General features: G+C 59.7%; 10 protein-coding genes and 1 riboswitch. Of the genes, 9 read left to right on the top strand and 1 reads right to left on the bottom strand.

Features of this window, described 5'->3' with window-relative positions:
• The first annotated feature begins 312 nt into the window (after positions 1-312).
• Positions 313-424: riboswitch (TPP riboswitch) on the top strand.
• Positions 425-529: 105 nt separating this feature from the next.
• The 3 genes from AC27KL_RS13550 to AC27KL_RS13540 are packed head-to-tail and all read left to right on the top strand — an operon-like array spanning position 530 to position 3,475.
• Complete coding sequence (locus AC27KL_RS13550; RefSeq protein ID WP_487170030.1) at positions 530-1,138, top strand: ECF transporter S component; 609 nt, start codon at positions 530-532, stop codon at positions 1,136-1,138.
• A complete protein-coding gene (locus AC27KL_RS13545) occupies positions 1,131-2,669 on the top strand; it encodes an ABC transporter ATP-binding protein (RefSeq protein WP_487170136.1) in 1,539 nt (512 codons plus the stop codon). Before AC27KL_RS13550 ends, AC27KL_RS13545 begins: the two co-directional genes overlap by 8 nt.
• Entirely contained in the window at positions 2,669-3,475 is an 807-nt protein-coding gene (locus AC27KL_RS13540; RefSeq protein WP_487170135.1) for an energy-coupling factor transporter transmembrane component T family protein, read from the top strand. Before AC27KL_RS13545 ends, AC27KL_RS13540 begins: the two co-directional genes overlap by 1 nt.
• Before the next feature lie 25 nt (positions 3,476-3,500).
• Here the strand turns inward: AC27KL_RS13540 and AC27KL_RS13535 are convergent, their stop codons facing one another.
• Positions 3,501-4,583 (bottom strand): YheC/YheD family endospore coat-associated protein, encoded by a 1,083-nt coding sequence (locus AC27KL_RS13535; protein WP_487170029.1) that lies wholly within the window; start codon positions 4,581-4,583, stop codon positions 3,501-3,503.
• A gap of 306 nt (positions 4,584-4,889) precedes the next feature.
• On the opposite strand from AC27KL_RS13535, the gene AC27KL_RS13530 reads away from it, so the two are divergent.
• The 6 genes from AC27KL_RS13530 (at position 4,890) to AC27KL_RS13505 (ending at position 14,278) form a co-directional block, all read left to right on the top strand.
• On the top strand, positions 4,890-6,047 hold the full coding sequence (locus tag AC27KL_RS13530; protein WP_487170028.1) for a glycosyltransferase family 4 protein: 1,158 nt from the start codon (positions 4,890-4,892) through the stop codon (positions 6,045-6,047).
• Between the two features lie 64 nt (positions 6,048-6,111).
• Entirely contained in the window at positions 6,112-10,611 is a 4,500-nt protein-coding gene (locus tag AC27KL_RS13525) for a WIAG-tail domain (protein ID WP_487170027.1), read from the top strand.
• Between the two features lie 204 nt (positions 10,612-10,815).
• Positions 10,816-11,646 carry a glycosyltransferase family 2 protein gene (locus AC27KL_RS13520; protein WP_487170026.1) on the top strand — a complete coding sequence of 277 codons (831 nt, stop codon included), beginning with the start codon at positions 10,816-10,818 and terminating at the stop codon, positions 11,644-11,646.
• 5 nt (positions 11,647-11,651) lie between these two features.
• Positions 11,652-12,764 carry a glycosyltransferase family 2 protein gene (locus AC27KL_RS13515; RefSeq protein ID WP_487170025.1) on the top strand — a complete coding sequence of 371 codons (1,113 nt, stop codon included), beginning with the start codon at positions 11,652-11,654 and terminating at the stop codon, positions 12,762-12,764.
• Positions 12,761-13,519: a glycosyltransferase family 2 protein gene (locus tag AC27KL_RS13510; RefSeq protein ID WP_487170024.1), complete on the top strand. Its 759-nt coding sequence runs from the start codon at positions 12,761-12,763 to the stop codon at positions 13,517-13,519. Before AC27KL_RS13515 ends, AC27KL_RS13510 begins: the two co-directional genes overlap by 4 nt.
• Before the next feature lie 27 nt (positions 13,520-13,546).
• A complete protein-coding gene (locus AC27KL_RS13505; protein ID WP_487170023.1) occupies positions 13,547-14,278 on the top strand; it encodes a sugar phosphate nucleotidyltransferase in 732 nt (243 codons plus the stop codon).
• Positions 14,279-14,315: the final 37 nt, after the last annotated feature.

Here is a 14,315-nt window from a genome sequence, read left to right as displayed (position 1 = left end):
GGATGGTGCTTCGAGTCGATTTATAGAGTTAACGTTCGCGGCCGCCTTATGGTTTCACCGAATTTCGGCCGGATCCGAAATGCGCAGCATACTATTTTTGGAACACTCTGAAATATATTGACATAGAATAGCGGTTAAATCAATAAGGTCTAACGCAAGACGGACGGCCGCATGCAGGGGGAGGGAAGTAGGGCAGGGGCTGCCGAGGAAAAATTTTTTCTGTTGCCAACCGGCACGGAATTGGTGTATTTTGGAACCAGGAACCGGACGCTTTCGCATGCTTCGTTTTTTTGGCGAAGGGCGGTCCGTTACATATTGGGATGCGGGAGCTTGAGTGAATCAGGCTGAGATTGCAGCTGTATCCGCTGCTGACCGGGAATCTGATCTGGATAATGCCAGCGTAGAGAATTCGCGATAGAAGCCCATGGATTGGGCTTATTTAACCGTCTCTCTTTGCGTATCCAGGGCGGTTTTTTTCATGCCTATTTTTGCGCATTCCCGCTCACCGAAGAAGAGAGGAAGATGTAGGATGAATCACGTGCTTCAGGCGGAAAAAAGGAAAGGGCTGCGGCTGAGCGATTTGCTGGTCACGATTTTGCTGTCGCTTGTGCTTGGCGTCGTCTATCATTTTTGGAGCTCGGTGTACGATCTGTTCAAGCCGCTGTTTTTTCAGGCCGATGAGCTGGTGTACGGGGTCTGGTTTTTGGCGCCGACGCTCGCCATGCTGCTGATTCGCAAACCCGGCGTTGCCCTGTTGGCGGAGGTGGCGGCGGCCCATGTGGAAATTTTGTTCGGCAGCGAATGGGGCGTTCAGCTGGTGCTTTACAGCGTCGCGCAAGGCCTTGCGGCGGAACTGGTTTTTGCCTTGCTGCGCTACCGCAGCTTCAAGATGGGGACGGCGGCATTTGCGGGCGCGGCCGCTGCGCTCGGTTCGTTTGCGGTCGATGTTTATTTTGGTTACGTGACGGACTATACGCTCGGGATGATGCTGTTCAAATACGTGCTCCGAATCATCAGCTCCGCGATTTTGGCGGGATATTTGGCGTTTGCGCTGGCGAAGGCGCTGGAGGCTACCGGCGTGACGCAGCTGCTGCGGCCCGTGACCCAAAAGGATTATGAAGCGCTTGACCATGATTGAGTCGCTTGATTTAGAACCGTTCGGGCCGGAGACCGTGGCGGGAGTCAGCAAGCTCAGGCTTAAATTTCCGGGAGAGCCGTCTTTCGTGTTCAAGGATTTGTCCCTGTCCGTTCGCCGCGGCGAGAAAGTGCTGCTGCTCGGGCCCAGCGGCTGCGGCAAATCGACGCTGCTGCAGGTGCTCGGCGGGCTGATTCCGCAAGTGATCGAGGTGCCGATCAAAGCGGAAGGCATCGTGGCGCCGGATTCCAGAGGGTACGTGTTCCAGGATCCGGATACGCAGTTTTGCATGCCATACGTCGACGAGGAGCTGGCGTTCGTATTGGAAAACCGCGGAATTCCGCGGGAACGGATGGTGCCCGAAATGCGCCGGGCCCTTGAAGCGGTCGGTTTGCGTCCGGATCTGCTGCATGTTCCGGTAGACAGCCTGTCCCAAGGCATGAAGCAGCGGCTGGCGCTGGCCTCCGTGCTGCTGCTGGAGCCCGAGGTCATTTTTCTGGACGAACCGTCCGCCCTCCTGGACCCCGAGGGGAGAAAACAGATGTGGGAGTCCGTCTGGAAAGCGGCGGAAGGGCGGACTTTAATCGTCGTGGAGCACCGGATCGAAGAGATTGCGGACCGGATGGACCGGATCGTCCTGCTGGCTCCCGACGGGAGCGTTCTCGGCGACGGCCCTCCCGCATGGGTTTTCGGCGCCTTCCGGCGGGAGCTGCAGCAGTACGGCATCTGGTATCCGGGCGTATGGGAGGATTTTTTCAAGGTGCTTGACCTGAGGCGGGGCGGAGCGGCGAAGCCGCTGGAGCCGGACGCATCCGCTCCGCTTCTGACGCTGCGGCGGTTTGCGGGATTCCGGGCCGGCCGGCCCGTGGTGCGGGCAGACGAGGCGCGGGTCGATCCCGGTGATTTTATCGCGGTCGTCGGTCCGAACGGGGCCGGCAAAAGCTCGCTTTTGCTCAGCCTGATGTCGCTCCTGCGCTTTCGCGGGGAATACCGGTTATGCGGGGAGGCCATGCCGGAAACGGAGGGCGCCTCCCGGAGAGCGCGCCGGGCTGTTCGTCCGCCCTCGGACCGGATCGGTTACGTGTTCCAAAACCCGGAATTCCAGTTCGTCGCGGAATCGGTGCTGGAGGAAGTCGGCTTTTCCGCGAAAGGGAAAGAAGCGGGGAAGGCCGAGGCCGAAGCGAAAGCGCGAGGGTTGCTGCGATTCTTTCATTTGGAAGGGCTGGAACGCCGCCATCCGTACCAGCTTTCCACCGGCCAAAAACGGAGGCTCAGCATGGCGGCCGCCGTCGCGGGCGAGCAGCCTGTCCTTTTGCTGGATGAACCGACCTTCGGCCAGGATGCCCGGAATACGTTTGCGATCCTCGATTACTGCCTGGAGATGCAGGAAAAGGGAGCAGCCATCGTGATGGTCACCCATGAAGAGAACATCGCCCGGCGTGTTGCCACGAAGGTGTGGGAGGTGCTGGACGGCGCGGTTGCCGAACGTCCGGCGATCGAGGCCGACCGGGCAGAAAGGCGGGCGGGCACATGATCGAATTGCTGAAACCGGCGCGGCAAACGGTGCTGCTGCGCACCAATCCGGCCATCAAGCTCGTCCTGTTTGTCGCGTTGTGCCTGGTCACGGTGCTGACGCGGAACATCGACTTCGCGGCGTACCAGGCGCTGGTATATACCGTTCTATTATTCGCGTTCGGCGGGTTTCCGGTCCGGAAGACGCTTCTGTTGGTTCTGCCGTTTGGTTTTCTTTTCGTCTCCTCCTCCATGACGATGATCCTGTTCGGGAAAGGGGACACGTTGTGGTGGCAGTGGGGGCTCTTTCGCATTTCGGAGGAAAGCTTTTATCGCGGGCTTCATCTGGGATTCCGCTCGATTGCGTTTGCGGCCGAAGGGTTGCTTTTTGTCAGCACGACGCCGTCCGTAAAGCTGTTTTACGCCCTTATGCAAAATTTCAGGCTGGCCCCGCGGTTTGCTTACAGCTTTATGGCTTCGATCCGCCTGCTGCCGATGGTGTGGGAGGAATTTATGATCCGCAGGCAGGCGCTTCAGGTACGGGGGATCGCGGTTCGCGGAAAAGGGTTAAGGGGGATGGCGGAGCATGTCCGGCTGTACGCCGTGCCGCTCCTGTCCCAGAGCATCCGCCGGGCCCACCGGGTAGCCGTTGCGATGGAGGCGAAGCAGTTTGACGGCGGGGGAAAACGAACCTATTACTACCCGTCGAACGTCTCATGGACCGACGCGGCCGCCGTCCTGCTGCTTGCCCTCGCTCCATGCGCGGCTTATGCCGCCGCGGCCGTCTTCCCGTGGTTCGGCATCGCCGATGTCCGCTATCATTCCTAAACATGAGGGAACGAGGGAGCGGGCATCAGTCCCCAAGAAGATAACGCGCATAGGCCATGGGTTTGCGGTACGTTTCCTTCCACAGCCCGTTCAGGCCGGCCTTGCGGAAGCCGTAACGCTGATCGCGTCCGTTGCATTCGATAAAATAAGGTTTCCCCGTTTTCGACAAGCCGATGTCGAGCCCGAAGTCGGCCGCCCAGGGAAGATGCAGCTCCAATCTTGCGGCGATCCGCAGGGCAAGCTGTTTTACGTCCGTCAAGACGACATCGGGCGCCAAACCGGGAAGGCTTTCGGCAAGGACGGTTTCGGCGGGAAAAGCCCGGCCCCCTTGCGCCACGTTTGAAACGAAGGTACGGGAGGAGGCCGCCTTTGCATAAAGACCGGTGATCTCCCATTGCCCGCTGATGCCCCGCTGCACGGAAACGCGCAGGTCGTACGGCCGGTCCTTGTACTCCGCCAGGGCGATGCGCTCCTGTACGAGGTAAGGCATGCGCGCGAGCCGTCTCCGCAGCATGGCCGGCAGCTGGTTTTGATGCAGCGTTACCGTTTTCCAGCCGGAGGATCGGCCGCTGGGGGAATAGGTAAGCTTCCAGGCCGCCCCGGCCCGGCGGAGCCGCCATATGCCGCGGCCGACGCTGCCGACGCAGGGCTTCATGACCAAATCGTCGTAATGCCGCATCATGTCCGTGATGGATGAGGATGTGGCATTTTGCGTTTCCGGGAGGTGGGGCGCAAGCAGCGGGTCTTTTTTGAGCAGATGATGTATTTCATCTTTTCCATAGCGGTTAAAAGCATTAAAGATAACGTAACCCTGGCGGAGCAGGAATTCGACTTTTTGCCGCGACCCTGCGTCCAAATAGATCGCCCGGTTATGAATGACGCGCGGGATCGGCATGCGCACGAGCGTCCAAGCATGGTCCCTGAGCACGTAAGCGCTGCACTGCCCGTTGTCCGGGTCAAGATCCTGAAGCCGCATATAGCAGGGGATCAGACCGTAAACCCGCGCGGCCTCCTCATAGTTCGATAGGGATTCCTGCCCGGTTGTTCCATGCGGAATTCCCCGGTGCACAGCCGCATTCAACAGAATCCCGACATAAGAAAACCACACATTTCATCCCTCCTGTATCTTTATCGTCGTTTTTCAACTCTCGCCATGGATGCCCGTGTTCTTAGGATGCGTAAAACTTGGTGCCGGTGCCTTCCGAATGGCGTTCCCCCGGTCGATATAGTTTATGCCGCTGGTTTCGTGACAGCAAGGGACGTTTGTCCGTTCGTTTTCAGCCTATTTTGGCTTCGGGCCTTCCCCGTTTGTCACCGCCCTCCCCCGTGGTTGTATAGGCTAGAGAAGGGAAGGTTCAGTCGCATGTATATACCGAACAGGCACTTCAACCTGATGGGAAGGAGGGGACAGCAAGTGGAAAAGCATAAAGCCGCCGTCGTAACGCCGGGTTCGTTTTATATTCCTTCGGGACGGAGCAGCTCCGTGGAGCGGGTGGTGGAACAGATGATCCCTATGGTGCCGGCAGGTTTCGATACGAGAATTTACGGAGTCCGGGAGCCGGGACGCCCTGTCGTCGGGTCGATCGACGGCGGGATTCCGGTTCATCGCCTTCCCGGAGGCGCCCGTTATGCTTCGGCCGTGATCCAAGCCCTGTCGGCGTGGAGGCCGCGGGTGGTCGACGTGCAGAACCGTCCGCTTCTGGCCTGCAAGATTAAAGAAGCTTTGCCTGACAGCAAGGTGGTGTCGTCCATTCATTCGCTTACCTATATTTCGCCGCCGTACATGGATCGGGAGTCGGCAGGCCGGGTCCTGCAGCCGCTGGACGGAATCGTCGTCAACAGCATGTATTTGAAGCATGAGGTAACCGCGCGCCATCCCGCGCTCCAGGATAAAATAAGCGTCAACCCGCTTGGAGTCAGGCTCCAGGACTTTACCCCGCGCTGGAATCCGTCCTCCGAGGCGTTTCGCGAAGCCAAACTGAGGGACAGGGGCTGGCAGGGAAGGCGGATCGTCATGTATGCCGGAAGGCTGCTGCCGATCAAGGGCGTGCATCATCTGCTTGCCGCTCTTCCTGAGCTGGTGCGGGCCGTGCCGGACGTCATGGTGCTGATCGTCGGCAGCCCGTATTACCAATCCGCCAGGCCTCATCCTTATGAACGGTATCTTCACGATCTGGCAAAACCTTACCCCGGGCATGTGACCTTCATCCCCTTCGTCCCGTACCCCGCGATATCGTATTGGTACCATCTGGCCGATGTCGTGGCGGTTCCTTCCGCGGAAGGCGAAGCCTTCGGCCTGGTGAACGTGGAAGCGATGGCATCGGCGGTTCCGGTGGTGGCTTCGGATGCCGGCGGGATCCCGGAAATCGTAGAGAATGGGAAAAGCGGGATCGTGCTGCCGCTTCCCTCCCTCGGAAAGCAGCTTGGCGCTGCCGTGATCCGGCTTTTAAACGATGAACGGCTGCGGCGGGAAATGGGGCAAGCGGGGCGCTTGCGGGCCGCCCGGTCCTTCCAATGGCAGCAGACGGCCGCCAGATGGCATGAACTGATGCAAAAGCTCGCCTCGTTGTGACAAAGGCCCATCCGGGCGCATATGATGCCAAAGGATGTTACGGCCAGGAAGGGAGCGAGGGTACTTGAAAAAGAAGGGTAAAAAACAGCCCGACAGAAACGGCAGACGCCGCTATTTCGTGGATAACCCGAATATTCATGAGTTGGAAATGATACCTAAACCAAAACTGGATCTTATACCGAAAGTCCAGGAAACGCATGCTCAAATCAAATCGGTCGTTGCGGAGGCACCGCCGGAGCCGGCGATCCCCGTGGAGCCGGAGGCAGAAGAACAGCAATATGAAGCTGAGCAGCAAGAAGTTCCGGCAGCGCCGGATGCAGGGGCAGAGGCCCTTGGAATCAGCGTTCTAGAGCCCCAGGAGACGATCGAGGAATGGATTGCGGAGAAAAAGCTGCCGGAGTCGGCGAAGCCCTTTATTTATGCCGAGGATTTGAGCGACGGAGCGGTTGTCACTTCCAAAATCGCATTCCGCGCGGTCGATTCGTCCAGACTGAAGCCCGGCGCGGTCGATGGCGAAGCGATCGCCGATTATGCCGTCACCCATGTCCATTTGGCCGACGGGGCGGTAACGTCCTCCAAAATCGCGGCGTATTCGATCATCGAAGACCATGTGGCGGACGGCGCGTTCGGCGGAAGCAAGCTGAGGGACCAATCGATCGGCGGAGAAAAAATCCGCGCTGGCAGCATCACCTCCGACAAACTGCAGGATCAAGCGATCGCATCGGAAAAAATCGCCGACGGCTCGATCAAAACGCGCCATCTCGCGGAGCTTGTCGTCTCGAGCCGGCTGATCCAGGATGAAGCCGTCACCGAGGAAAAAATCGCCGGCTCCAGCATCCAATCCCGCCATCTCGCAAGCGGTGCGGTGGACACCTCAAAGCTGGCGGACGGCGCGGTCACGGCCTCCAAATTGCGCGACGGCGGAATTACCGGGGAAAAGATCAAGGAACGAACGCTTGAAGGTATCCACATCCGGGAACGTTCGCTGACGGGCGACCTGATTGCGGACGGTGCGATCTCAAGCGGGCAGATCGCGGCCGGAAGCATCGGCACGGCCCAGCTGGCCGAGGGATCCGTAACCTCGAGCCATATTCAGCCGGGGTCCATCGGCGGCGGCATCATAGCTCCGTCATCCATTTTCGGCATCCATTTCGCGGACGGCAGCATTCAAGGCCGGCATATCGGGGCGGGGGAAATTACCGCGGCACACATTGCCGATCAAAGCATCGGCTCCTCGAAACTGGAGGAGCAGTCCGTCAGCACGGCCCATATCGTGGATCAGACCGTCACGTCCTCCAAAATCGCCGATCAGAGCATTTTGCCGAGCAAAATCGCAAGCGAAGCGGTCCAAACACGCCATTTGGGGCAGGGGGCCGTACAGGAAGGACAGATTGCGCCTGATTCCGTTTCCGGCCGCCATATTCGGCAGGGAGCCGTTACCGCGGGGCATTTAGCGGATAACAGCGTAGGGTCCGGACAATTGCAGCCGGCTTCCGTTCAGGACATCCATCTGGGCGGGCAGGCCGTGAAACAACACCATATTACGGCGGGAGCCGTCGGAACGGGACAACTGGAGTCTGCTTCCGTTACGTCCGAGAAGCTGGCGGATGCGAGCGTTACCGCAAGCAAGCTCGCGCCCCGCTCCGTCGGAGGGGAAATCATCGCGGCAGAGGGCATCGGGTCGGAGCACATCCGCGCAGGGGCGGTCGGCAGCCGCCATCTTGCCGGGCTTAGCGTGGAATCCGGCGCGATTGCAGACAAAGCCGTCGAGACCCGCCATATCGGCCCCGGCGCGATTGCGGCCGACCATCTCCAGCCCGGCATCGTCGGCACGGATATTCTCGGCAGGGAAGCGGTCACGTCCGACCGGCTGGCTGCAGGCAGCATCCAGATGAGACATCTGAATCCGTCCATCGTGACCCATGTCCATCTCGCCGATCATGCGGTCACTTCATTAAAGCTGTCGCCCGAAAGCATCGCCACGGACAAAATTCAAGACTTGGCCATCACGGCGAACAAACTGGCGGACGGCAGCATCCTCTCCGCCAAAATCCGCCAGGGCGCGGTTGGCGGGGAACATTTGGCGGAAAACAGCGTGGAGTCAAGGCATTTGCGGCAGGCCTCCGTCCAGAACATCCATTTAGGCGACCAGGCCGTGGAACAAAAGCATATTTCGGAAGGAGCCGTCGGAGCCGGCCAACTGCAGTCCGCTTCCGTAACGACCGAGAAGCTAGGGGATGCGAGCGTTACCGCAAGCAAGCTCGCCCCGAACTCCGTCGGTGGGGAAACGATCGCGGCAGAGAGCATCGGGGCGGAACATATCCGCGCCGGAGCCGTGGGCAGCCGCCATCTCGCAGGCCGGAGCGTCTCGCCCGATGCCCTTGCGGATGAAGCGATCCAATCCCGCCATATCGGCGCGGGAGCGATTGCGGCCGAACATCTTCAGGCCGGGATCGTCAACACGGACATTCTCGGCAGGGAAGCGGTCACGTCGGACCGATTGGCCCCAGGCAGCATCCAGACGAGACATTTGAATCCCGCCATCGTGACCCATGTCCATCTCACCGATCATGCGGTCACTTCGCTGAAGCTGGCGCCCGAAAGCGTCGCCACGGATAAACTCCAAGATTCGGCTGTCACGCCGGAGAAGCTGGCGGACGGCAGCATCCTCTCTTCCAAAATTGCCAGAGGCGCGGTCGGAAGGGAACATATGGCCGAGGGGGCCGTCCATTCCCTGGCGATCGAAGACGGCGCGGTGGAATACCGGCATTTGGCGGCGGAGTCAGTCGGATCGGAGCAGCTGCAGCCGGGGATCGTGCAGGAACGTCACCTTAGCGTCGGTTCGGTGGGATCGGAAGCGATCGAAGACGGCGCGGTGGAATACCGGCATTTGGCGGCGGAGTCAGTCGGATCGGAGCAGCTGCAGCCGGGAATCGTGCAGGAACGTCACCTTAGCGTCGGATCGGTAGGCGCGGAAGCGATCGAAGACGGCGCGGTGGAGTACCGGCATTTGGCGGCGGAGTCAGTCGGATCGGAGCAGCTGCAGCCGGGGATCGTGCAGGAACGTCACCTTAGCGTCGGTTCGGTGGGATCGGAAGCGATCGAAGACGGCGCGGTAGAATACCGGCATTTGGCGGCGGAGTCAGTCGGATCGGAGCAGCTGCAGCCGGGGATCGTGCAGGAACGTCACCTTAGCGCCGGTTCGGTCGGACCGGAAGCGATCCAAGGCGGTTCCGTTGCCGCCCAGCATTTGGCGCCAGAGTCGGTAGCAAGCGTGCATTTGCAGCAGGAGGCCGTTCGTTCCATCCATCTTCACGAAAAAAGCATTCAGCAGCGGCATATCGCGCCGAATGCCGTCGTATCGCGCCATTTGGCCGAGGATTCCGTCGGACCGGAGCAGCTCCAAAACGGATGCGTCGGAGCGGAGCATCTGAGCGAAGGCTCCGTTTACGGCGGGGCGATCCAGGACGGTGCCGTAACGCGAAGCAAAATTGCCTTCGAGTCGATCGGAAGCCATCAGCTGGCAGAGGACTCGGTTGGGGCTTACCATCTGCAGTCTGGCTCTATACAAGAACGGCATTTGGGGGACGGCATCGTCAATTTCTCCCATCTCGCGCCGGAAGCCGTCGGCGGCGGCCATCTGCAGGAAGGAATCATCACGGAGCGGCATCTTGCTTACGGGGCCGTATCGGGTGATGCTTTGCAGGAGGAAGCCGTCACCGGGGATAAAATTGCGCCCGGTTCGATCGGGCACGGGCACATCCTGCCAGGGTCGGTATCCGCGGCTCAGCTTCAGGAAAAATCGGTACAAAAGTGGCATCTCGCACCGGGGGCAGTCGACTACATGCATTTGGCCGCCGAATCGGTCGGCGAAGACCATCTGCAGCCGGGCGTCGTCAGCGAGCGGCATCTCGCCAGCGGGGCCGTGAGCACGGAGATTTTGGGCAACGAGGCGGTCACGTTCGAAAAACTGGCGGAATCTTCGGTCGGAAGCGTCCATATCCAATCCGGAGCGATCGGAGCCCGGCATTTGGTACCCGGCGCCGTGCACGGCGAAGCGCTCCGCGACGGCGCGGTGCATTCGGCCAAGGTCGCGCCCGGCGCGATATCCGCCACCCATATTCAGCCGGAGTCGATCCGTTCGCTTCATTTGCAGGCCGAAAGCGTTCAGGAATGGCATTTGCAGCCGGGGGCCGTGAACGGGAACCATCTCCAGGACCAATCCGTTGAGGCGAGGCATTTGGCCGATCAATCGGTGACGGCCGCCCATTTGGCCTTCGCTCCGGTTCGAAGCGCATCGCGGGTGCCGACCGTGCAGCAGTGCGGAATGACCTCTTTCCGGATCGGGGAGGGCGAGACGAAGGTCGAAGTCCCCGTCATGCTGCAGGAGCCGTACCCAAGCAACCAGTACGTCATCGTGGCGATGTGCAACCACCCTGATTTTTATGCCGTATTGAAAACCCAACGGGAGGATACCGCGTTCATTGAAGTGGTTCGCCGCCAAAACGGGGCCGAAACGTTCGGATTCCTTTCCTGGATTGCCGTCGGCAGCGCCCCGATGTAATCAAAGCCGGACATGATGCGAGCCGGGTCAAGGTTGGAAGGACCTTGATCCGGCTCGTTTTGCCGTTTGAGGCCACGTGAGCCGTTCCCGCTCAAACCGCTGCGGAGCGAAGCAAACATGCACAAACGCCGCGTCCGCTCTTGTGGCCGCCGCATAGGATACTTAAGGAATATCAGCCGACTCGAACAGGGGGAGTATGCCCGCATGCACAAGCCATCTGGACGAATACGAACTACAAATCGGCCGCGGCGGAGGAGAAGCAGCCGCACCGTTGCAAGCTTTTTGACGCGCAGGACATGCGGGAGCCCGGTCGTATCGGTCATTATCCCGGCAATGAACGAGGAAAGGACCATCGGCCACGTCATCAGGGAAGCCTGGAAGGTCCACGAGTCCTGCGAAGTGATCGTCGTCGCTAACGGTTGTACCGACCGAACGGAGGAGATTGCCGCAGCGATGGGAGCCCGGGTCCTGCATTACGACGAGCCGCTTGGACACGACGCGGGCCGGGCCGTTGGCGCCGCCGCGGCCGCGGGTCGGGCGTTGTTGTTTGTCGATGCCGACATCCGAATCGGCGGTTCGGATCTTAAACCGTTTGTGACCGCGGTGCTAAACGGGACGGATGTCGCGTTGAACCGTTACGGCGGACCGGTCCGCCTGCGACACCCTCATCCCGTCGTATTAGCCAAGCATACGCTGAACACGTTTTTGGGGCGCCCCGATTTGTCCGGCGCCTCGATGACCACCGTTCCGCATGCGATCAGCCGCAAAGCCGCCGATTGCATCGAAGCAAGCAATCTTTCCGTTCCTCCGCTTGCCCAGGCGATCGCCGTACGGAGCGGCCTTAAGGTAGCTGCCGTTCACGAAGTTCCAGTCGGAAGGATGAACCGGCGCAGAGGCAAACATCACGGGCAGGATCCGCTGCAGCAGATCGTCATCGACGACCATTTGCGGGCGATGGAATGGTATTTATCCCATACGGATTCCAGGGCCGGGTTCACCGATCTGGGCCGGGATAGAGACAGGGTGGGGAGGTGAAGGGCATGGGTGCAGGAACGGGCCGGTCGGCAAGAAAACGCCGGAATAGCGGGCGGTCCCGTCGTCCCGCAAGGAAACATCGCGTATCCACAACGAAAAAGCGTTCATCGGTTTACCGCGGAGGAACCCGGAGGGACCCGTGGCTGCGCCGCGCGGCGAGCGCCGGCCGGAAAGCCGGAAACGCCGCCCCGCCGGATTCCGGAGCCTCGGCGTTCCATGCTTCCGCGCTTCAGCAATCGTTTGCGGAATGGATGAACGAAAGCATAAAAGAAAAACCGGGTTACGCCAGAATGAAACGTTTGTCGGAAGCCTACGCGCAAGGTTACTCCGATGCCGCCGGGCGCAAGGACAGGGGGATTCCGCTTCCGCTGCGCGGGAGCGCGGCTGCGGTGGTGTGCGCGAGCAGCGAAGAGGACAGCATCGATGCCGTGCTGCGCGAGCTGGAAAGGCTGCCGCTCCGGCAGATCATCGTCGTGCTGAACGGATGCCGGGACCGCAGTTACGCGCTTGCCCGGAAGCACCGCCGGGTAACGGTCGCGTATTATCCGGACCTGCTGGGGCACGACGTAGGCCGGAGCCTCGGCGCCAAGCTCGCCGAAGCGGACATCGTATTGTTCTGCGACGGCGACATGGTCATCGCCGCGGAGGATCTGGCGCCCTTTTTATATGCCGTTGACGCAGGGTGCGACGTGGCCTTGAATGACCTTAACGGATTTTTGCCCTTGTTCGCCGATCAGGATGAGGTCACGCGCTGCAAAAGCTTTTTGAATGCCGTTCTTTCCCGGGGGGATTTGGGCGCAAATTCCATGACCGCCGTGCCGCATGCCCTGTCCGGGCGGCTTCTCCGGCAGTTGGATCCGCGCCATTTGTCCGTTCCGCCGAAAGCGCAAGCGATAGCGGTGCTTGAAGGGTACCGCGTGGAGGCGGTGCATGCCGTAGACGTCTTTTCGGGCAACCGGAGGCGGGCAGGCAACACGGGCAGGGGCAACAGCGTTGCAGGCATGATTATCGGCGACCATGCGGAAGCGCTTGGAGAAGTGCTGAGACGGAGGGGAGTTTCCGGCCTGAAGCCCCCTTTGTCCCGCAAGGACGTCGCGATGCGGAGGAATGCAATGTGAAAAGGGAACGGGGTTTGACCAGCATTATCATTCCCACCTTCAACGGCTTGGATATGCTCGTCTCGTGCATCGAGTCGATCCGCGAATACACCGATGTTCCATACGAAATTATCGTCGTGGACAACGCGTCCACCGACGGCACGGATGAATATTGCGTCCGGGAAGGCGTCGTTTTTATATCCCTGCCGGCCAACGAAGGATTTCCCAAGGCTTGCAATCTCGGGATGAAGGCAGCCCGCGGGGAGTATCTCCTCCTGTTGAACAACGACGTGACCGTTACGAAAAACTGGCTCGGCAATTTGCTTGCCGCCGCCGACAGCCGCCCGGACATCGGGCTCGTCGGGCCGGTCACCAACGAGGCAAGCGGAATTCAAAAGGTGGAGATCGCCTTTCAGGACCTGTCCGAATTTCAGCGGATCGCCTTCGAAAACAACCGTTCGGATCCGGGGCGTTGGCTCGAAGTCAAGCGGATCATCGGCATGTGCCTGCTTATCAAAAGGGAAGTGGTGAACCGGATCGGCTATTTTGACGAAGCGTTTTCCCCCGGCCACTATGAAGACGACGATTATTGTCACCGGGCCCGGCTTGCGGGCTACCGTTTGCTAATTTGCGGGGACGTGCTCGTGCATCACCGGGGAAGCGTCAGCTTCAGACAAGCGCAGCCGGAGCAGCTGCAGGCATTGATCGAACGAAATTACCGGTTGTTTATCGAAAAATGGCATTTTGATCCGCGCCAGTTTATCGAAGAACACTAAAACCGAACCCGAAGGAGGGAAAGTGCAGTGAAAGGCGTCGTATTGGCAGGCGGCACAGGAACCAGATTGTACCCGCTGACCCGGCTGATCAACAAGCATTTGCTTCCGGTAGGGAAGTACCCGATGATCCTCTACGGCTTGGAGAGGCTTCGCCAAGCAGGGATTACCGATATATTGATGGTGATAGGCAAGCAGTCCGCCGGGTTGTACACGGACTTTTTGGGCAGCGGCAAGGAATTCGGGGTCCATCTGACCTACCGGATTCAAGAAGAGGCGGGCGGCATCGCCGAGGCGTTGGAATTGGCCCGGGGATTTATGGCGGAAGGAGAACGTTTTGTCGTGCTGCTCGGCGACAATCTGTTTATGGATGATTTGAAGCCGTTCGTTGACGGCTTTGTTCGCCAGCCCGAGGGAACGGCCAAAGTCCTCTTAAAGCAGGTGAAAGATGCGAGACGTTACGGAGTCCCCGTTTTCGACGAAAAAAACAAGGAACTGATCGCCAAAATCGAAGAAAAGCCCGCGCAGCCCAAGTCCTCTTATTGCGTCACCGGAATATATATGTACGATACGGCCGTATTCGATATCATCTCGCAAATTCATCCCTCGGAACGCGGGGAGCTTGAAATTACGGATGTGAATAACGTGTACGCAGCGGAAGGAAAGTTGGAATATGACATTCTCCAAAAATGGTGGAGCGACGCAGGCACCTTCGAATCGCTGCAGGAAGCCGGGCGGCGCATGAAGGGGATGATTCCATGACACGGCCATATCATACCACGGCAGCCTTCGTTCCTTT

The organism is Paenibacillus sp. YAE3 (assembly GCF_057546105.1).
This window is presented reverse-complemented; position numbering and strand designations above follow the sequence as displayed.